Source organism: Vibrio sp. 1-2 (7-a), assembly GCF_013048515.1.
In the GTDB taxonomy this organism is placed as follows: Bacteria; Pseudomonadota; Gammaproteobacteria; order Enterobacterales; family Vibrionaceae; genus Vibrio; species Vibrio diabolicus.
Window position 1 is genome coordinate 1 of record NZ_VHSQ01000011.1, and the last position, 19,111, is coordinate 19,111.

Genomic DNA, 19,111 nt, shown 5'->3' on the forward strand with positions numbered 1-19,111 from the left:
GCGCTGCTTCTAACTTAAATTCTGCGCTAAATAGTCGTCTTGTACGTTTTGTCATAGTGTCACCTGTTAACTTATGAGGTGATGATATCACCTCTAACTAAGTGACCAAATTCACTATGCCACTACAGTTCGTAGACGCTTACAAAATATTCATCGAAGATATCTTTGACGCAGAGCTTATCTGTGTAGAGTGAGTCGAAACAAATACTTGTGTGTTGTTGAAGTTGAAGTTATCAAACAAGGTCTTTTGAATATGATTGTGTATATGAGCTTCTGGCTCTTCAATAAGTAAAAAGTGCGTTATATGCTCATCACTGTCCCTTATTGCCTCATATTCATAAAGTTTTAGAGCTAGGTATATAAGGTTAGCTCCTCCTAAGCTAAGGTCTTCAATTCTTCCGGTTCCGGTATAGTATTGCGAGTCTTCAACGACAAGACCCAGCGATTGAACTAGTTCCGTAAAATTTTCTGGAAGTTGAGAAGACACATTAATCTTTGGAGAGTACGTTGATCCTACAGTGTTGAGCAGCGAACGAGAGATACTTTTACTTAATGCGTCTATTTCTGGGATGGCGGATATCTTCTCATTAACATTAACAATATCACTGACAACGTCTGTGTCGTCTTCTATCTCTTTACTCGTAAGGGTGAGCAGCTTATACAAAGGGTTAGTCTTATAGTACTTCAAGTCCGATACAACATTTCTCAATGCTTTGACATATGTACATGCGACCTCACTTACAATTGAGAAGTAAGGAGGCTTATCGTTACCTATTTCAGCTTTGCTTTCTTCGTTAGGATCAGGGAAGGTAAACTCGACAAAATCTCCAATATGTTTTTTGTAGATATCTTCTTGAGTAAAGTCTAAGTTCGTCCTGACAAAAGCGATAGCCTCATAAGTGTCTCTATTGATACTTTGTCCTAAGACAAATCCATCAAAGGCCTCTTCTCTTTCTTCTTGTGTTTTTAAGTCTTTGGTTAATTCAAAAAGCGAATGTCGAATATGAAACTTAGGACGAAATATGAATGTATATGTGCCTTTTCCCGTTGGTTCTAGCTTCCCATCTTTGTTCATGACGTAGTTAGCTAGAACCTGTTCTTCCTCAGTATTGGAAAGGTCATCGAACTCTATCGCTATCACAATCCAGTTTCCAAATGGCTGTCTAAGGCCTCTATGAAAATCTTCACTCTGGAGATGTTTCACATTCGAAGGTAATGACTCGTCTAAAACCAATCTCATTGCTTGAAACACATTAGTTTTACCAGCTGCGTTTTCTCCGATGATTGTATTAACGGAATCCTTAACAAATGCGAAAGTACCGCTTCGAAAGTTCTTGTAATTGACAATTGATAAACTGCTTATGTACATATGAGCTATGACTTTTAGTTTTGAGAATAGTATGTTGCCAATACTATCCAAAAAGTCAGGAGTACCACAGGAGAAAGGTCAATATATTGCATATAAAACTCTTCATCTACAGAAGTAGATGCAAGTACTTCTTAATTGACGAGATTAAACAAGCTAATGAGGGGCAGTATCCGCTAAATGCCGAAAACCGGCTTAAAACTGTATCAGGAATTTGTTGTTCACTGCACGATTGTGCCTCACAAAAAATAATCTGAATCACGGTCTTTAGATTGGTTACTCAAGCACATTCTGTCCAAAAGCGATTTACAACGGATGGTCAAGAATAAATCATAAATGCCTAGCGAGTAGCGAACTGTGCGAGCGTCAGGTGGGGCTTTATAATTTTACTTTACCATCCTTCCCCTAAATAACTTTTTGTAGGGGGTGGTTTCACGCAGTGAGGCCATCGCCTTGCCAAGCCCTTGGGTTAAAAAAGTTAGATAGAGTTTATTTGTTATTATTTTTGTAAAGGATATTAAGTGCGATGTTCTCCGATTTGACGTCGCAAGATTATCTACTTTACAAAATTAAAAGTATTTGTAATGAATTGTGGTCAAGAGAACTCCGTACAAAGCCCATACAGGGAGGATAGTTAGTCACTCACCCACCGAGTTGGGATGATTTTTAGTTCATATAAACCGATTACCGTGAAAATCTGACGGCGTGCTCCACTCATAAACGTAAGCGCATAGTATAACCAGTAACGTTTACGTAGGATGAGCTTCTTGTTCTGAGGCACTTTTGTCTTAAATTGTGGGAAGGCAAATGCCATCACCAAAATGAGCACAAAACCTAAACCACCAGCCATTAAATAGACCGTTTTAAAATCAAGTTTGAGCTGTTCGAGCGAAACCCAAATGGCGCCGTAGGTAAACAGAGAAGCCAAAGCTCCAACAGAAATAAACTTACCCAGCATTTCTGGCGCTTCTTCTTTAGATAGCCATTGTAAAGACAAAGACTGCTTTAGTGTTTCAAAGTAGTGGAAACCGGTGGACATTAACAAGGTGGTAAAAAGTAGACCGTACAAAGTGGGAAAATAACCTGTTAATGCCGTACCAAGCGTAAGCATCGCCAAAGAGACGAGCATAAAGCGTTGTTCACGGATAAAAAGTAAAACGAATACCGCGGTGAAAGCGAGAAAGCCAGGTACTTCCCTAACACTTTGAAGTAAACCGATATCAGCGCCATCAAAGTTCGCTTTCTCGATAACAAAGTTGTTCAACAACGCCATCCAGGTAGAAAAAGCAATGGGCACGATAATGGAAATTAACAGGAGGAAATTTTGCGGCGTTCTCCAGCCTTGCGATGAGGTAGTCATGATGTTTCCTTTAAATATGAAGGCATCATCATAGCTTCAAATGTAACAAATTCGCAATATCATTATTATTTTCAGCCCAAACCAAGCAGATATGGCATAGGGATATTGTTATGAAGATAAACATCGCACTCAATTCCTTGGCTAAGCGCGATGTTGAAATATCGAGAGAAATAGGTAGAAACGCCAGTGATGAGGCTCAGTAACTTAATCGATATTCTTTACTGTTAGACGATTCTTAAATTCAAACACATGTTCTGGACACACATCCAAACAGCGGCCACAGCTGATGCAGTTTTGATCCATAACTCGACGATCCCCCTCTTTCAATGGTTGTCGAAGCACCTCAGGTTCTGGACAGACGTAAAAGCAATCCATGCATTTGGTGCAATCTTCGCGGCGAACAGCAGTAACGCGCAACAGGCTTTTTCGGCCTATCACGCCATAGGTAGCACCCAGTGGACATAAGTGCCCACACCACCCATGCTCAACTAAGAGTAAATCCAGTACGAACACCAGTGCGATCAACACCCAACCTGCGCCCATACCAAACACCAATCCGCGATGCAGTGCCGCCACTGGATCTAACCATGTCCAAAGAATCGCGCCAGATAGCGCACTACCCAACATCAAAACAGGGATCAGCCAATAACGAATAGTAGGAGACCAACGATAGCTCGCTTTAATGTTGAGCTTTCTGCGCAGCCAAGCCGCCAAATCTGTCACGATATTTAACGGGCACACCCACGCACAAAATGCGCGCGGCGCTAAAATCGCGTAAAACACCACGACAATCACTACGCCTAACAGCGCATTAAACTCCGGAACATGCCCTGTCGCCAAAGCTTGAAGCAAAATTAACGGGTCACTTAACGGCACTGCATCGAGCAACATACTTGATGAGAGGTTACCAGTTAGAATTCCCAGTGTCGGCCCAGCCATAAACAGCGCAATGATGGTGAGCTGACATAGCCGACGTAAAACCAGAAACCGATGCGCGCGCCACCAGCCAAGCTTTTCAACCGCTTCTTTGCCAGCATTTTGAGCTAAGTTCTTTGCCATTACTTACCTCCTTTTAGCGATTCAAGCGCACCTTCCGGCACAGGCGTCTCACTAGGGAGGATATTTTCGAGTGGTTTGTCGATCTCTTTCCAACCAAAATTGTAGTGACTGCCCACTTTGCCTTTCGCCAAATCCGTCGGGACGACTTTAATAGCAGCGACATCCAACACACACGCTTGTTCGCACTTGCCACATCCGGTACACACTTCGGAATTCACTGTAGGGATAAGTTTAGCGTGATAGCCAGTTCGGTCGTTGTGAACCATCTCTAATGTGATGGCTTCATCAATCAGCGGACAAACGCGATAACAAACGTCGCATCGTAGCCCTTGCCAGTTAAGGCAAGTTTCATGGTCAATAAGAACCGCTGTCCCCATGCGAGCGTCATCAATATCGGTTAGCTTCGGATCCAGCGCCCCACTCGGACAAGCGACCACACAAGGGATGTCTTCACACATTTCGCAGGGAATATCGCGCGCAGTAAAGTAAGGTGAACCAGTGGCTACAGGAGAAAGTAATGTCGCGAGTTTCAATGTGTCGTAAGGGCATGCTTGAACACACAAGCCACATCGAATACAGGCTGATTCGAAATCGCCTTCTGGCAAAGCACCGGGTGGGCGAATAGGCACACCTTTCGTTTCTCGAGCTTGGCTTTGCAGCGATTGTAAGCCCAACACACACGCCGCTGCGCCAACGCCTGCCGCAGTTCGGACAGTATCACGCAAAAATCGACGCCGACTTTGCGATGTTTTAGACTGAGAGGATTTCATGCTATTTCCTCAACGAAACTCCTTTATCAAGTTAAGCATAAATAGCGCTAAACGTACCTCTTCCCCATACCTCATAAGAGGTAACTCCCCTCTCAATTGATTCAAGTCAACTGATGTACAGTGCCGTCGTCACAGTTTGAATAATTCCATTTATTTCCTCCAACATGAAATTCACCACGATACTCTGCCGTGCACGCCATTTTCAGTACAATAATTCAACACCTTTGCAATCTATTCGCTAAATTCAAAGATAAATGACTACTAAAATTTAGAAAAACATCGCTATAACAACCTAATTTAAAAGGTGTTTATCTCTCAAACTTAAAAAATACTATCCAAAATAAGGAACTGTGGTTAGATTGAAAATTAATACTAAAAAGCGAAGGAGAGAAGCATGGAAATTATCGTACGTCCAACAACCGTTGAAGACGCAGCGGCACTCGTAGAAATCTATTCACAACCAAAAGCACAACGTGAAACCCTGCAACTCCCAAAACCTTCGCTCGCAATGTGGGTAGAACGATTGTCAAATATGCCCGCTGGCGTTTACAGCTACGTCGCTGAAATCGATGGTAAAGTAATGGGTAACATTGGCTTTCACCACTCGCAGCGTCCGAGAACAATGCACACAGCATCATTTGGCATCGGAGTGCATGATAGTTTCCACGGGCTCGGTATTGGTAGCAAGTTGATTGAAACGGTCACTGAACTGGCGGATAACTGGCTAAACGTGAGAAGAATTCAAATAGAAGTCAACGCCGATAATGACGCCGCCATTGGGCTGTACAAAAAACATGGATTTCAAATTGAGGGCGAAGCCATTGATGGCTCCTTCCGAGATGGCGAGTTCATCAATACCTATTACATGGCACGTATCAGGCCAAGTAAAAAGTATATCAAAGCCTCCTAATTGGAGGCTTTTCTTTTTAAACTTCTACTCACTTTCGTAAGTGAGTCAGCGCTCTGCTAGTCAGTGCTTCTGTGTAAGGGTTGATCTTCCAGTGATCTGGGCTCCAGCCTTTCACAAAGCGTTGAAAGTCAGCCCACGCAACCGCAAACAAAGGACGCCATTCGCGCTCGACTTCATTGGGGTCAAGATTCGGCTGATAAACCATTAACGCCTGTTGCAACTGAGCAAAATACGTATCCAAGACCCAAACTTCCATCTCTGCACAACGTTCTGGCTTGACGGCGCTGCTCATGAACAGTGCTACGTCTTTCATCGCACAGCCATGTCCGACGTATTGAAAGTCGACCGCAGCAACGCTTGATTCTTCTCGATCAAAACAGAAGTTCGCCAATTTGGCATCACCGTGTACAAGCGTCTTGAACTTGGCTTGCGAAAGCGTTTGATCAATTAATTGAGCGGCATCTTTTAGCTCGGTGTCTTGCAGCACCTCAAGCTCATCGGGTCTGGTTGCCAAGTGCCAATACGTGCCGCTATGCCACAGCTTATCCGAGCGAACACCGATGTAGCGCGCATGAAAGTTCGCCAACCAAGTAAGGCAGGCTCGCAGATGTTCTAGCTTTGCATCGGTGATGACTTTTGGAAAGCCCGCCTCGGCGAGATCTTCCATCACGATGAGCCATTCATTCTCCGATTGGAATGTTTTTAGACCTTGTGGTACTCGGCAGCGAGTGCTCACCTCTCTGGAAAAATGCGTATACCAATTCACTTCCACCTGATAAGAGTGCAGCTTTCTTTGGTGAGATCGGTCAGTATTCCAACCTCTTGGATGCTCTGAAGGCTTAGGGAGTTTTACATGCTTAATGATCACCGAACAAGTTGAATAATTAACTCGGACTAACTCACCATAGCCTCCCCATAGCGATTGTATGACTTCTACCGATTGATAATTCCCGAGCTTTAGCTCCTGGCCAATGCTTTGGTAACGTTGGTGGTTGTCGTTCATTATCATGCAAGCAGATGTGACCACGCTTGGTTTTTCTCCATATAATGAATGACATATGGACAGACTGGTTTGATTTGATAACCGAGTGCCTCAATTTCTGGCAATACCGCTTCCATCATCACTTTTCCGTACCCTTTACCTCGTAATGCTTCAGGAACTACGGTTGATGTGATGTGCATGACATTGTTCTCAAGCTGATAAAGCACCTTGGCTTTATAACCTTGTTCTAAATCAACCCAAAATGTGTTGTTTTCAACTTCATGAGTTACTTTATGCATATATTGCTCTCTAATTTTTGTTACGGATTGATTGAATCAAACTATATCACTGAATAGAATCAACACCATGCGGAAGTGCTCTGTCACTTCACGCCATTACCTTCTCAAATCAGGTACGACAATAATAATGAGAAATATGAGCCCTATTGCCAGAGACGGCAAACTACCTCTGCAAAGCAAGAAGGCACCCGAACGTCAGGCAAGTACACTAAATAGCACCGATGCAATGGCAATGGTCGAACATGGCAGTGAAGTAAGTTTAAACGTCACGACACCTGTTGGTACCAAGTTTATTACAACCAGCACATTTGTCGGCTGTCACTCAAATAATACCGCATTGATAGAGGTTCCGAACATCTCCGATGAGGACTTGAAATTCTATTTTCAAGAAGGCTTTTGGATCAATGTAAAAGCGTACTCTCATCGAGGGGAAGGTGCTGTCATTCCATTTCGGGCGCAATTGCAGCACCGACTCGGCGACCCGTATCCAATTTTAGTGCTAAGTCTACCTAACACCATGCAGGTCTTTCAGCTTCGTAAAGAAGTACGTTACGAAGTGAATTTGAGGGCGCGCGTTTGTTTAGAAGCCTATCGAACTGAATGCGAGATAAGAGATTTATCTCGTAGTGGGTGCCGCTTTGTGACATCACCAATGAGCCGACCACTTCAGGTTGGTGATCGCGTTTCATTGGACCTAACCATGCCCGGTGAAAGCCACATGCTCGCGCCATTGCGAGGTCGTATTTGTAACTTACAAAAATCGACACACCATGCTCGCTATGGAATGGAGTTTGATGAGGTTGGTAAAACCAACGCTAAAAGTCTCCTGAGTCACCTAAAATTTGATGGGACTAAACTCACACTAAAAAGGTAGCTTTGATAACGAGCACCAAGTAGCGACCAGTTTTGATACCCGGAAAACAAGAAACCCCTTACTGTAAAGTAAGGGGTTTTGTTTACTAAGAATAAGGCAGAATCTTAGATAACAGTTTCGACTTAGAAGTCGTAACGTAGACCTAGCGCTAGCTCATCTTTTTCATCAGCGCCTTCGTTATCCATTAGATCGAAGTTGTATGATGCGTAGCCACGGAAGTTAGGCTTGAAGTAGTAAGTAACATCAACAGCTAGGTTTTCTACAGTATCAGCATCTTCTAGCTCACCTTTGTTGAACGTAGAAGTAAATACAGTTTGGCCCATAGTGTATGATGCAGCTAGTTCGTAGCCTTTGTAATCCGCAGACTCACCTGCAACATCCACGTCTGCGCCTGTGTAGTTACCAGCGAAGTAGAAATCACCTACAGAGTATGCAGCAGCAAGCATGAACTCATCACTATCGTTTTGGTCTGCATAACCAGCACCTAGTTCAATACCAGTATTAGCAAATGCGTAGATACCAGATAGAGAGAAGCCATCTTCGTTGTTATCTGCAAAACCATTCACGTCTGTTGTACGGTCAGCAAAGCGGTAGCTAGCACGTACAGCTAGTTGCTCGAATTGGCCTTTGTAAGAAAGCATGTTGTCTGTACGGTCAGATACAGGCAGCTTAAGTGCTGCAGTGTTACCGTGGTAAGCCATAATATCGGTAAAGTCAGTAAGAACGAATAATGCACCGTCGTTTTTACCGTAAGTTACTTCACCGTATTTACCGCCTAGGCCTGCGTAAGCGTAACGAGTTTCAAGATCACTGTTGTTATCTACGGCACCTTCTTCTTTTGTTTCGAACTCACCTTCCCAAAAACCAACACCGTATAGGTTTTCATTGATTTCCTGTTTGCCTAGGAAGTTAAGACGGATGCGAGTACGGTCTTTTGCCTTACCATCCATCATAGAAAGACGCGCTTCAGCGCGGCCGCCCATCTCAAGAGAAGTGCCATCTTGGTTGTATAGTTCTGAAGCGACAACTTGAGATCCTGATGCCATTAGCGCCACTGCTACAGCTAAAGTTTTTAATTTCATTGTTATTTTCCATATCATTGTTTTATATGTATTTTCTCACCAGAAAAACAGGACTTTTCTGTACCAACGAGAAAACTGGCGGCATAGTAGCAGCTGTTATTTTTCACGCAACGCGTTGAATAAACAGCACTTATAGAAGAAAACACCAAGTAAAATGACGATATGAATACCTCTCAACCATCAAGTTATCGGTTGAGGTAAAAAAATCGTTCGCGTCAAAAAAAATTTGACGCAAAAAATATAAAAACAATCTCATTATATGTGATTTTGCTCGCAAAACATTTTCACTAAATGACTGTTTTGGATAGACTTCCTGATTTTAAATCAGTTTCTCACAAACAAAAAAATCCCCAAGCAATAGCTCAGGGATTTATACATTTTGTTAGGCGAATGGCGAATTAAAGCTTAAAGAAGCTCAATTGCTCTTTCTGCTTCTCTGCAAGTAATGAAAGCTCAGTACTCGCGCTTGCGCTTTGACTGATACCCGCCACATTCTGGTTAACCAGTTCAGACATGTTAACCACGTTGCGGTTGATGTCTTGAGTGACTTGAGACTGCTCTTCGGCTGCGGTTGCCACTTGCGTGTTTGAATCATTAATGTTGGCTACCGACTCGGTAATACCAACCAATGCCTCATTCGCTTGTTGCGTCAGTTCGTTGTTACGACTGAGCATATCAAGGCTGACTTGCATGCTGTCATTCGCAAGCCCAGACTGCGCTTGAAGTTCTTCAATAATCGTTTGGATCTCTTGAGTCGAGTCTTGCGTGCGTGCCGCGAGCATACGTACTTCATCCGCAACAACCGCAAAACCACGACCAGACTCACCAGCACGCGCTGCTTCAATCGCAGCGTTCAATGCGAGTAAGTTGGTCTGCTCAGAGACACCGCGAATCACTTCAATAACGTCGTTGATCTGAACCGACTGCTCTTTTAAACGCAGTACGACTTGCGCTGCATCGTTCAATGCCTGAGACATCTGTGCGCTTGCTTCTGCACTCTCTTGGAAGATAGCCAGACCTGATTGCGCAAGACCATCAGCTTCGCGAGCTGTCGAATCCGCAGACGTTGCGTTATCGCTCACGTTGTTTGCCGTGCTAGCAAGTTCATTAACAGCCGATGCAACTTGTTCGATCTCAGCTAGCTCTAGCTGAGCATTCGCTTCTGCTTGCGTCATTACTGCGGCAAGCTCAGTCGATGCCGAGGCAACCTCTTCACTAATACGAGTTAGCTGGTCGACCGTGTTATAAAGCTGTTCTGCTGTTTGGTTAACATCTTTGCTCAGCTTCGCAATTTCGTTATCACCATCTACATCTGCGCGAACTGATAAGTTGCCCATTGCCAACTGACGCATCACTTCTTGAAGTTTTTGAATAGGCGTAACAATCATGCCTGATAAGATCCACGCCCCCACCAATGAGAACGCAAATACCGCAAGAACTGTCAGCATAGCGTTGTTTTGTACACGCTCATTCTGTTGATGGCTTCTTATGGTTGACTGCTCTGCTTGGTCATTCACATGCTTCGACAGAGTATTGATTTGTTGAACCATTTCTCGGCCAACATTACGGTACTCTTTAATGAATGCACGGTACTCACTGTCCGATTTCAAGCCTTGATCGTACTGGTTAAAGAAAGCCACTGAGCGCTCTGAATATCGAACATAGGCTTCGATCGCTTGGCGAACTTTAATCGCATCTTCACGAAACAGATTACGAGCTTCAATCGCACTTAAATCAGCTTCAACCTGCTTTAAGCCTTCTTTCAATTCATTAAGAAAATTTTCACGACGGGAAGCGTCGTAGATAGCGTAAACCGCTGTAATACGAAGTGGATAAATTTCATCGTCAATACGCGCCAAAGTGTCTTTATGGAAAACCAAAGACTCTTGGTTGGAAGCAATAACATCTTGCTCAGCTTGAAGATTGTTTTTAGTAATCCACAAAGCAATAAACAAAACAATCGCGGTAAATAATACCGGAACCAAAATTTGCGTTCGTACTGACAAATTTTTCAGTGATAACTGCATGACTGGACCTCAGTTGTATGCGTGATGCCTATATCCAAACGAACTCAAGCAACTCTCAATACTGAAGCTGCATTTCGGTTATTTGAATATCTATGCTTCCTTGCGACGGGAAAGTTCCCAGACGAATAAACAAGTGGCGAATATTAGAGGTCGATCACACTTTTGTCTAGTACAAAAAGTCCCCATTTTCAATCTGTTATTGACAATATCCCGACAGTAGTGTCGGGATATTGTCGTTATGATAAATTGTGATCACTTATGATGAGATAGATTCACATTTAGGACGGTTTTAGGCTATTTTCTCAACGAATTGAGCTTAGCTTGAGCAAGGCCAAAAATCGTATCTATTGGATAAGAACCTTCATCGGTTGGCTCACCGGCGACTTTCCCCGTGAACAGCTCGATGGCTTCAGTGACATGATCAATCGCCCAAATATTAAACTCACCTTTTTCTACTGCTTTCACGATATCGGAACGGAGCATCAAGTTATGAACATTAGATTGCGGGATAATGACCCCCTGCCCTTCATGACGACCTTTAATCACACACACATCGTAAAAGCCTTCAATTTTTTCGTTCACACCACCAATTGGCTGAGCTTCACCAAACTGATTCATTGAGCCGGTAATCGCAATGTCTTGTCGGTTTGGTTGCTTTGAAAAAGCAGACACCACAGCACATAGCTCTGCCATGCTGGCACTATCACCGTCGACACCACCATAAGATTGCTCAAACGTAATCGTTGTGGTTAATGGTACTCGCGCCGTTTTACCAAACACGGAAGACAAGTAGGCCGATAGAATCATCACGCCTTTAGAGTGAATACTGCCGCCCAAATCCACACTGCGTTCGATATCGATAACATCCCCATCGCCGTAACACGTCGTCGCGGTGATGCGATTCGGCGCACCAAACATGTAGTCGCTGGTGCTTAATACCGAGAGGGCATTCACTTGACCGATAGCCTTCCCTTCAGTGCGAATCAAGGTTGTACCGTTAACAAACGTTTCCATCACGTTGTCGCGTAATCGGCTCACTCGCATTTCTTGGTTCTTGAGCGCCTCTTCCACATGACCGATACGGATCATGTTGGAGTTGGCTTGACGAGCAACGTAGTTTGACTCACGTAATAAATTCGCAATATTGGCAGAGTGGAGTGATAGCTTGGTTTGATCACCAGACAAGCGTGAACTGTATTCGATAATCCGTCCCATGGACTTTCTATCACAGTGCAGCATGTTGTTATCGTTCACGACGCTAGAAATAAAGCGCGCATAGTGCAGTTCCGACTCTGGCGTTCGCTTCATCTCATCTTCAAAATCTGCTGTCACTCGGAACAACTCACTGAACTCTGGATCGTAATGCTGCAGCAATTGATAAGTTCGGTAGTCACCAAACAGAATGATTTTAATATCGAGCGGGATAGGCTCGGGATCGAGTGATACCGCCCCTGTCAATGTCACTTCTTTTTCTAGGGAGGTAAAGCTCAATTGACGAGCACGCAGTGCGCGCTTCAAACCATCCCAAACGTAAGGCTGTTCAAGCACTTTCTGTGCATCTATTAACAGAACGCCGCCATTCGCCTTATGCAAACTCCCCGCACGAATCAGCGAAAAGTCGGTAAACACGGTTCCCTTGAAAGTGGCTGTCTCAATCGAACCGAAGAGCGAATGGTAATTGGGGTTTTCTTCAACAACGATAGGAAAGTCACTGCTGTTGCGACTTACCAAGACGTTCACTTTATAACGACGTGGCAATTTTTTATCCAACGACGCCGTTGCAATTTCGCCTTGCTCACCACTTTGGTCAAGGAAGATATCTGCGTTTTCAACAATATCTTTTTGCAGCTCAGTTAAGTACGTTTTGATTTCAGAATATTCCGCGTAATCCACTTTGAGTTTTTTGATGAAGTGAGTAATCACATCGAGCGTCACTTCATCATTAAGCTTTTTGATTTTATCGCTGTACGTCTCTTCCCACTCCGTGAGCTCACGGACCATCGAGCGTAATCGCACTTCGAGTTCATCAATAGCATCGCTGAACTGCTCTTGCTCTTTCTTACTTAGTGCATCAAAAGACTCTTCCGTATGAAGCTCGTCACCATTCATGGCGACAAACTGATAATCGCCTTGTGTGGTAAGCGTCAAGCTAATGCCTTTCTCTTTTGCCTCTCGGCTAATGCGGTCCAGCTCGTTTTGTTGCTTCGCTGCCAATTGATTTTTTAATCGCTCAGCTCGGCTAAAGTACATCTCATTGTCGAACGCTAGGGGTAAAGCATTCAGTAGTTTGCCCATTAAGGCTTCAATATCAACACGTAACTTATTCCCGATACCACACGGAAGCTTTAATACCTTGGGTGTGCGGGTATCTTCAAAGTTCGCAACGTAACACCAATCAAACAAGGCTGCTGCATCGTGCTGGTGACGATTCAGATAGCGCAGGATCATGGTGCGTTTACCTAGCCCATTCTGACCAATGGCGTAGATGTTATACCCTTTCTCTTTGATGGACATCGCAAACTCGACCGCTTTTTGCGCGCGCTCTTGGCCCACAATCTCATCAATTGGAGGTAACTCCTTGGTCGACTTACATGGCATATTCTCTAGATCTGCTACAGAATATAGCTGCTTAGCTTCCAATCTTAGTATTGCCATATCCACTTCCTTTTTTCTTATTTTCGTCATTTGAGTGTAGAGATTATTTGCTTAATTTTAAGTGATTTACCTTCCACCCTAGTTTGATTGGACATTTTATGAGCATAAAAGTGATATCAACACGCACTTGCAATTGATAATCAATTTCATTTAATATCAAAACAAATCAACTCTTGTGGAGATGGACATGAATATTGAGCAATGCTGGATGCGCTACTTGAAAGCAGAGCAATTGATGGAACAAGGCCACTGGCCCGAGGCACATCGTTTATACGACGATGTACTCAGCAATCTACCCAACCACATTCATTCGGCGCTCGAAAATGCTCAAACCAAACCTTGTCAGTTTGTCTGTCTCATCACCGGGCTGAGAGATGCGTGCGTCGCACAATCGGAGATTCTCAACAAACTCGGATTACAGCACGATGCTTTTTCAACACTCAATCAAACGTACGCACTATTCCAATTCTTGCAACTAGAGAATCATGAACTTATTGAGCGTGTGGGTCATTTACTTGGTCAACAAAGTGAAGACTTGTTAGCTCATATGGCGGCATTTTGCTCCGCTCAACGTAATGCTCAATGGATGATTGAGCTAGACCATGTGACGCGCGCACATGAGCAGTTTTTGCATTTGCAAGCGATGAGTTCGGCAAAGTCTTCGCCTTCTCACTTTTATAATTAATCTAGAATCCAAGCATTGAGGCCAGCTAGGTTTGTGCTGTCCATTGCTTGTGTTTCATTTGCTTTACCAACCACAAGGATCTGTGATGTCTTCTAAAACCATTCTTTCGGTGAATAACCTATCGGTCAGCTTTACGACAAACGATGGGATCGTCGATGCAGTAAAGAATGTTAGCTTCGATTTAAAAGCAGGCGAGACGCTTTCCATCGTTGGCGAGTCTGGGTCTGGCAAGTCAGTATCAACCAATGCACTGATGAAACTATTGCCAGACAACGCTATTTTGCATACGAACTCATCCATCATGTTTGAGGGTAGCTCCATCTTGGATAAAACGGAGCGTGAAATGCAAAGCATTCGCGGTGATCGTATCGGTATGATTTTTCAGGAGCCGATGACCTCATTGAATCCATACATGCGGGTGGGGATCCAAGTCGCTGAGGCCATCATGTGCCACCGTCCAGTGGATAGACGGAAAGCCAAAGCGAGAGTGTTAGAGCTGTTTGAACTGGTTCACATGCCAGAGCCAGAGAAAGCGTACAGCAAATATCCGCACGAGTTTTCTGGCGGTCAGTTGCAACGCATCATGATTGCAATGGCACTGATTAACGAGCCCGATATTTTGATCGCCGACGAACCAACAACGGCGTTGGATGTCACGGTTCAAGCAGAAGTGTTGCACCTGATTAAAGAAATTCAGGCTCAGATGGGCATGGCAATCCTATTTATTACTCATGATTTAGGCGTCGTGAAACACTTTGCCGACCGTGTCATTGTGATGTGTAAAGGGGAAGTCGTCGAAGAAGGCGAAACGCAAACACTCTTCGAAGACCCAAAGCACGAATACACACGTATGCTGATCAACTCTATTCCAAAAGGCAGTAAGGACCCTATTAGCGAGAGTGCTACACAACTGTTAAAAGCTGACGATATACGAGTCAAATTCTTGATAAAGTCGCATTTTATTGCCAGTAAAAATGAGTACTTCGAAGCCGTAAAAGGCATTTCTCTTGAGCTCAAACAAGGAGAAACACTCGGGATTGTTGGGGAATCCGGTTCAGGCAAGTCTACCCTCGGCCGCGCACTGATAGGCCTCCTGCCATCCACAGGTAAAATCGAATACAAAGGCCAAGATATGGCTTTGCTGACAAACAAAGAACGTTTTGAGCTGAAAAAAGACGTTCAGATGGTGTTCCAAGACCCTTATGGTTCGCTTTCTCCTCGTATGACTATCGGCGAGATCATCACTGAAGGATTAACTGTCCACCAGCCAATGTTGAGTAAAAAAGAACGTATGCAGAAAGCACGCGACGTGCTTCGAGAGGTTCGCTTAGATCCCGCGTCCATCAACCGTTATCCGCACGAGTTTTCGGGAGGCCAGCGTCAGCGTATTGCTATCGCGCGAGCACTGATCCTTGAACCTTCGTTTATTTTGCTTGATGAGCCGACCTCTGCATTGGACCGCTCGGTTCAACTGACTGTGATTGATCTCCTGAAAGATTTGCAGAAAAAGCATAACATTGGCTACTTGTTTATTAGCCACGATCTATCAGTAGTTAAAGCACTCTCTGACCGTGTTCTAGTCATGCAAAAGGGCGAGGTCATGGAACAAGGTACGGCCGAAAATATTTTCCAAAACCCTAAAAATGACTACACGAAAAAACTGATAGATGCCTCATTTGATCTTGAAAACAGTGAAAATCAGCACAATGCGGCTTAGGTTCATCACAGTTTCATATTCATAAACTAGGATTAAGAAAAGGTGATGATTTCATCTTGTCTTAAGAATGGCGTAGCTGCCTTTCGGTTTGGCCGCCGAGACTGGTTGGTTCAAGAGTCAGATTTAGTCAACCTGGCTCACATACAAGCAAACAGTATGAATTGAGTTCCCCCAACCATGAAAAATGCCGCGACAGTGTCGCGGCATTTTTTATTCTCAGAAGCTTCGAGCAACTAAGGCACTAAATCGACTCAATACCCATATTATGTAACGTAAATGCATACACGTCTGTGTTGAGGTCAATTTGCTTACTCAGCGGCATTCCTGCACCATGACCGGCATTAACATCAATGCGTATCAATACTGGATTAGCGCCTTGCTGTTTGTCTTGCAGCTCCGCAATAAATTTGTACGAATGTGCTGGAACCACACGATCGTCGTGATCGGCGGTTGTCACCAATGTCGCAGGATACTGCACGCCTTCTTTTACATTGTGAACAGGAGAGTAGCCAAGCAAGTATTGGAACATCGCTTCGCTTTGTTCAGACGTGCCATAGTCATACTTCCAGCCTTCTCCAGACGTAAACGTGTGGTAACGCAGCATATCAAGCACACCCACGGCTGGCAGCGCCACCTTAAATAACTCAGGACGTTGCGTCATACACGCACCAACCAACAAGCCGCCATTTGAACCACCACGAATCGCTAGGCGCTCGGAGCTAGTGTAGTCGTTTTCAATCAGGTATTCCGCCGCCGCAATAAAGTCATCAAACACGTTTTGCTTTTGCTGCTGAGTGCCTGCGTTGTGCCAAGCTTTACCGTATTCGCCGCCGCCTCGCATGTTGGCTACAGCGTAAATACCACCCAATTCTAGCCAGTTGGCTACATTGCCAGAAAACATCGGAGTGAGGCTGATATTAAAACCGCCATAACCATACAGCATGGTTGGCGCACTACCATCAAGTGCGATGCCCTTCTTGTATGAGATGATCATCGGAACTTGCGTGCCATCTTTTGAGGTGTAGAACACCTGTTTTGATTCATACTCACTGCGATCGAATGGCGCTTTTGATTCTTGAAACAGCGTCGATTCACCAGACTCAACATCAAATGAGAAGATCGTCGGTGGCGTCACGTAGTTAGTAAAGGTGTAATACAGCGTGGTTTCTTCTTTTTTACCCGCTAGACCATAAGCCGTACCCTCTCCCGGCAGTTCAACATCTCGAATCCATTCACCTTGGTAGTTAAACTGCTGCACTTTAGAAAGTACATCCACCATATAAGTCGCAAACAGATAACCGCCACCTTTGCTGATTTCTAACGGCTGTTCTTGTTCAGCAATCACATCCATCCATTGCGCTGTTCGGGTGTTGTAGCTGACAACTTTGCCGTTCGGCGCATCTAGGTTGGTGTAAAGCAGCAAGGTTTCGTCTTGACTATCAATCAAGTAGATGTCGCCTTGCGTCGTATCGCGCAGTGTCACAATCGCTTGGGACTCAGACTGTAAATCGATATAAAACAGACGATTACCCGATGTGGATTCTGCGCCAGAAATAATGAGGAAGCGGTCGTCTGTCGTCGTGGTACCAGACACATAACGGTGAACCTGCGTATCCAACTCACCGAAAATCACTTTATCTTCAGACTGAGGTGTACCAAGTTCATGATAATAAAGCTTGTGATGCTCAGTTCGCGCAGATAACTCACTGCCTTGCGGCTTATCGTAACTTGAGTAATAGAAGCCTTTGCTGCCCAGCCAAGAAATCGACGTGAACTTTGCATCCACAATCTCAGGCTCTAACTGTTCTTTGGTTTCCGCATCAATAACAAAGATCTTGCGCCAGTCACTGCCCCCTTCCGAGATGGAATACGCGACCAAGCGATAGTCTTTAGAGAAGCTGACTTCGCCAAGAGAGGTCGTGCCCTCTTCAGAGAACGTATTTGGGTCAAGGAAAACTTCGGCTTCTCCCTCGCCTTTACGGCGATACAATACGCTTTGGTTTTGCAAACCGTCATTTTTGTAGAAATAAGTGTAGTCACCACGTACAAATGGCTGGGAATATTTTTCGTAGTTTTGGCTGTTCGCGACCAAGTCACGGATTTGTTGGCGGTACGGGACCTGACCAAGAAAATCGAAGGTCACTGAGTTTTGACCCGAAACCCATTGTGCGGTTTCTTCACTGCGATCATCTTCTAACCAGCGATAAGGGTCGGCAATGTCGTGACCAAAGTAAGTGTCCACGACAGAATCTTTACGTGTTTTTGGATAATGCATAACGTCCGTGTTACTCCGTTGTTTTTTATTAAGTTATTTATTTTCATATCGTTTTATTGCGGTGATTACCTTAGAGCACCCAATATTGATTTCAACGACATTATTTTAAATCTATGAAGAACCTAGAAATAATGAGATATCGTTAAGTACCGATCACGAATGTGCTCAATAAGCAGTTTCACTTTATTCGGTGGTTGACGAGTAAACGGGTACACCGCATAGATACCCAACTTTTTACCCACTAGTTCAGGAAAAATATCCACTAGTTGACCATTGCGAATATCGTGATACACCAAACAGCGCGGGACGTAAGCTATACCATGGCCGCCCAGAGCGGCTTTACGTAATGCGGTCGCGTTATCAGTAGAAAAGCAGCCCGATACTTTGACGATGTAATTACCATCTTCGCCTTTAAACTCCCAGTCCGTTGCACCTGTGGTTTGGTAAGCGTATTGCAGACAATTGTGCGTGGTGAGATCAATCGGCTCGATCGGCTTCCCATTTTTAGCGATATATGAAGGGGACGCGCACACCACCCATTGAGAATCGAGAATATGTCGAGCAATTAAGCTGGAGTCCGCTAGGTAACCGGTTCGAATGACCAAATCATAGCCATCAGCCACTAAATCGACAAAACGATTATCCAATGACATGTCCACGGTCAGGCCCGGATGAAGGTTACAAAATTCCGCAACGGCATCAGCAAGTATCAAATCTCCAGAGATACAAGGCACGGACATTTTTATGTGACCGCTCACATTCTCTCCAAAGCCTGCAACAGCGTCCATAGCCTCCTGAGTGGCCTGCTTCACATTTTTAGCACTGTGGAGTAACACCTTACCTGCTTCGGTTAAGGTCAATTTACGCGTTGTTCGATATAGTAGCTGCGCCCCTATCTCTTCCTCCAACCTTGCCATTCTTTTGCTAACTACCGAATTTGTAAGGTTATTTGCTTCTGCAACCTTACTAAAACTGCCCAGTTCGATTACTTGAGAAAATAGGATTAAGTCGTCTGCTCTCATACGATTATGTCACTTTTGGAATTAATTA

General features: G+C 44.3%; 14 protein-coding genes and 1 pseudogene. 4 read left to right on the forward strand and 11 right to left on the reverse strand.

Annotation, left to right across the window (positions count from 1 at the left end; genetic code table 11):
- Nucleotides 1-139: 139 nt before the first annotated feature.
- From FKN08_RS19330 to napG, 4 genes and pseudogenes are all read right to left on the reverse strand, one after another.
- Nucleotides 140-1,369, reverse strand: coding sequence for an AAA family ATPase (locus tag FKN08_RS19330; protein WP_170892728.1), 1,230 nt, complete (start codon nucleotides 1,367-1,369; stop codon nucleotides 140-142).
- Nucleotides 1,370-2,051: 682 nt separating this feature from the next.
- Nucleotides 2,052-2,726 (reverse strand): annotated as a pseudogene (locus FKN08_RS19335) (MFS transporter); the annotation flags it as partial.
- 204 nt (nucleotides 2,727-2,930) lie between these two features.
- Nucleotides 2,931-3,785, reverse strand: a complete 855-nt coding sequence (gene napH, locus FKN08_RS19340) for a quinol dehydrogenase ferredoxin subunit NapH (RefSeq protein WP_145535687.1) — start codon at nucleotides 3,783-3,785, stop codon at nucleotides 2,931-2,933.
- Complete coding sequence (gene napG / locus FKN08_RS19345; RefSeq protein WP_015313573.1) at nucleotides 3,785-4,555, reverse strand: ferredoxin-type protein NapG; 771 nt, start codon at nucleotides 4,553-4,555, stop codon at nucleotides 3,785-3,787. The genes napH and napG overlap by 1 nt, the downstream gene beginning before the upstream one ends.
- Nucleotides 4,556-4,949: 394 nt before the next feature.
- Between napG and FKN08_RS19350 the strand changes: the two genes are divergently transcribed.
- The gene (locus tag FKN08_RS19350) at nucleotides 4,950-5,465 is read left to right on the forward strand and encodes a GNAT family N-acetyltransferase (protein ID WP_145535689.1); all 516 of its coding nucleotides are present in this window, start codon (nucleotides 4,950-4,952) and stop codon (nucleotides 5,463-5,465) included.
- A 28-nt stretch (nucleotides 5,466-5,493) separates the two neighbouring features.
- On the opposite strand, the gene FKN08_RS19355 is transcribed toward FKN08_RS19350, so the two are convergent.
- A complete protein-coding gene (locus tag FKN08_RS19355; protein WP_165603439.1) occupies nucleotides 5,494-6,468 on the reverse strand; it encodes a phosphotransferase in 975 nt (324 codons plus the stop codon).
- Nucleotides 6,469-6,470: 2 nt separating this feature from the next.
- Entirely contained in the window at nucleotides 6,471-6,746 is a 276-nt protein-coding gene (locus FKN08_RS19360) for a GNAT family N-acetyltransferase (protein WP_145535690.1), read from the reverse strand.
- A 136-nt stretch (nucleotides 6,747-6,882) separates the two neighbouring features.
- Between FKN08_RS19360 and FKN08_RS19365 the strand changes: the two genes are divergently transcribed.
- The gene (locus FKN08_RS19365; protein WP_041853113.1) at nucleotides 6,883-7,620 is read left to right on the forward strand and encodes a flagellar brake protein; all 738 of its coding nucleotides are present in this window, start codon (nucleotides 6,883-6,885) and stop codon (nucleotides 7,618-7,620) included.
- A gap of 122 nt (nucleotides 7,621-7,742) precedes the next feature.
- Here FKN08_RS19365 and FKN08_RS19370 read toward each other — a convergent pair whose 3' ends face one another.
- The 3 genes from FKN08_RS19370 to FKN08_RS19380 form a co-directional block, all read right to left on the reverse strand.
- Nucleotides 7,743-8,702: a porin gene (locus FKN08_RS19370; protein WP_048625378.1), complete on the reverse strand. Its 960-nt coding sequence runs from the start codon at nucleotides 8,700-8,702 to the stop codon at nucleotides 7,743-7,745.
- A 398-nt stretch (nucleotides 8,703-9,100) separates the two neighbouring features.
- Entirely contained in the window at nucleotides 9,101-10,729 is a 1,629-nt protein-coding gene (locus tag FKN08_RS19375; protein WP_005394881.1) for a methyl-accepting chemotaxis protein, read from the reverse strand.
- A 294-nt stretch (nucleotides 10,730-11,023) separates the two neighbouring features.
- Nucleotides 11,024-13,384, reverse strand: coding sequence for an ATP-binding protein (locus FKN08_RS19380; RefSeq protein WP_170892729.1), 2,361 nt, complete (start codon nucleotides 13,382-13,384; stop codon nucleotides 11,024-11,026).
- A 187-nt stretch (nucleotides 13,385-13,571) separates the two neighbouring features.
- Here FKN08_RS19380 and FKN08_RS19385 point away from each other — a divergent pair, with 187 nt between their 5' ends.
- Complete coding sequence (locus FKN08_RS19385; RefSeq protein WP_047009582.1) at nucleotides 13,572-14,069, forward strand: hypothetical protein; 498 nt, start codon at nucleotides 13,572-13,574, stop codon at nucleotides 14,067-14,069.
- A gap of 85 nt (nucleotides 14,070-14,154) precedes the next feature.
- A complete protein-coding gene (locus tag FKN08_RS19390; protein WP_170892730.1) occupies nucleotides 14,155-15,786 on the forward strand; it encodes an ABC transporter ATP-binding protein in 1,632 nt (543 codons plus the stop codon).
- A 241-nt stretch (nucleotides 15,787-16,027) separates the two neighbouring features.
- Here the strand turns inward: FKN08_RS19390 and FKN08_RS19395 are convergent, their stop codons facing one another.
- Together FKN08_RS19395 and FKN08_RS19400 are read right to left on the reverse strand one after the other, a co-directional pair.
- Nucleotides 16,028-18,061 (reverse strand): prolyl oligopeptidase family serine peptidase, encoded by a 2,034-nt coding sequence (locus tag FKN08_RS19395; RefSeq protein ID WP_170892731.1) that lies wholly within the window; start codon nucleotides 18,059-18,061, stop codon nucleotides 16,028-16,030.
- A 122-nt stretch (nucleotides 18,062-18,183) separates the two neighbouring features.
- Nucleotides 18,184-19,083, reverse strand: a complete 900-nt coding sequence (locus FKN08_RS19400) for a LysR family transcriptional regulator (RefSeq protein WP_005375112.1) — start codon at nucleotides 19,081-19,083, stop codon at nucleotides 18,184-18,186.
- Between the last annotated feature and the right edge of the window lie 28 nt (nucleotides 19,084-19,111).

Bases quoted from the DNA above. Each gene is read 5' to 3' on its own strand.
- FKN08_RS19330 (WP_170892728.1), bottom strand. From the start codon at position 1,369: ATGTACATAAGCAGTTTATCAATTGTCAATTACAAGAACTTTCGAAGC.
- napH (WP_145535687.1), bottom strand. From the start codon at position 3,785: ATGGCAAAGAACTTAGCTCAAAATGCTGGCAAAGAAGCGGTTGAAAAG.
- napG (WP_015313573.1), bottom strand. From the start codon at position 4,555: ATGAAATCCTCTCAGTCTAAAACATCGCAAAGTCGGCGTCGATTTTTG.
- FKN08_RS19350 (WP_145535689.1), top strand. From the start codon at position 4,950: ATGGAAATTATCGTACGTCCAACAACCGTTGAAGACGCAGCGGCACTC.
- FKN08_RS19355 (WP_165603439.1), bottom strand. From the start codon at position 6,468: ATGAACGACAACCACCAACGTTACCAAAGCATTGGCCAGGAGCTAAAG.
- FKN08_RS19360 (WP_145535690.1), bottom strand. From the start codon at position 6,746: ATGCATAAAGTAACTCATGAAGTTGAAAACAACACATTTTGGGTTGAT.
- FKN08_RS19365 (WP_041853113.1), top strand. From the start codon at position 6,883: ATGAGCCCTATTGCCAGAGACGGCAAACTACCTCTGCAAAGCAAGAAG.
- FKN08_RS19370 (WP_048625378.1), bottom strand. From the start codon at position 8,702: ATGAAATTAAAAACTTTAGCTGTAGCAGTGGCGCTAATGGCATCAGGA.
- FKN08_RS19375 (WP_005394881.1), bottom strand. From the start codon at position 10,729: ATGCAGTTATCACTGAAAAATTTGTCAGTACGAACGCAAATTTTGGTT.
- FKN08_RS19380 (WP_170892729.1), bottom strand. From the start codon at position 13,384: ATGGCAATACTAAGATTGGAAGCTAAGCAGCTATATTCTGTAGCAGAT.
- FKN08_RS19385 (WP_047009582.1), top strand. From the start codon at position 13,572: ATGAATATTGAGCAATGCTGGATGCGCTACTTGAAAGCAGAGCAATTG.
- FKN08_RS19390 (WP_170892730.1), top strand. From the start codon at position 14,155: ATGTCTTCTAAAACCATTCTTTCGGTGAATAACCTATCGGTCAGCTTT.
- FKN08_RS19395 (WP_170892731.1), bottom strand. From the start codon at position 18,061: ATGCATTATCCAAAAACACGTAAAGATTCTGTCGTGGACACTTACTTT.
- FKN08_RS19400 (WP_005375112.1), bottom strand. From the start codon at position 19,083: ATGAGAGCAGACGACTTAATCCTATTTTCTCAAGTAATCGAACTGGGC.